This window comes from Pararhizobium antarcticum (assembly GCF_001885585.1).
Taxonomy (GTDB): Bacteria; Pseudomonadota; Alphaproteobacteria; order Rhizobiales; family Rhizobiaceae; genus Pararhizobium; species Pararhizobium antarcticum.
The window spans coordinates 1-853 of record NZ_LSRP01000055.1 but is presented as its reverse complement, the minus strand read 5'-3'; the positions used below and the strand labels follow the sequence as shown (position 1 = coordinate 853).

General features: G+C 55.2%; 1 protein-coding gene. It reads left to right on the top strand.

Annotated elements, in window-relative coordinates:
• Positions 1 to 103 precede the first annotated feature (103 nt).
• Positions 104 to 853 (top strand): plasmid replication protein RepC (gene repC / locus AX760_RS04915; protein ID WP_139276453.1); only part of this gene is annotated, 750 nt, incomplete at its 3' end.

The window sequence follows — 853 nt, the reverse complement described above, 5'->3', positions numbered from 1 at the left end:
CATCTCTAGCAGGAGCGAGAATCGCATTTCCCCGAATCACTGTCAAGAGTTTTGGCGCCGTTTTGGTGAGCTGATTTCTATTGCCTAACCGAAGGTGAGAGAAATGCAGACTGGAAGTGTAACGACGCCCTTCGGGCGGCGGCCGATGACCCTTGCTCTAGTGAAAGGTCAACTGGCAACAGCAGCCGTAAAGCCTGGCAAGTCGGTTGATAAATGGAAAGTGTTTCGCGATGCATGTGAGGCAAGGATCGTTCTCGGCCTGACAGACAGGGCGCTATCGGTATTGAACGCCCTGTTGTCGTTCTATCCGGAGCTGCAATTGTCCGATGAGCGTGGACTGATCGTATTCCCGTCGAACAATCAGCTGACGGTGCGGGCACACGGTATAACTGGCACAACGCTTCGCCGTCACCTGGCGGCACTAGTTGATGCCGGTCTGATTATCCGCAAGGACAGTCCGAACGGGAAACGCTATGCGCACAAGGATGGCTCAGGCTCCATCAAAGACGCGTTTGGCTTCAGCCTGGCTCCGATGCTCGCAAGGTCTGAAGAACTCGCCCATTTGGCTCAGCAGGTCGCTGCCGCCCGCAAGATACTCCGGTTAACTAAAGAACGGCTTTCGATCTGCCTGCGGGATGTTCGCAAGCTCATCTCCGCCGCTGTGGAGGAGGGGGCTGCCGGCGATTGGGGCACGATCGAAGAGCATTATATCGGCCTCATGGCGAGCCTTCCGAAAAACCCCGCAGCTCGTGATATCGAGCCCGTGGCTGAGGAAATGGACATGCTGCGCGAAGAAATCGTCAACCTGCTGGAAATGCAATTAAACTCGCAAAAAATGGATGGCAATGCCATC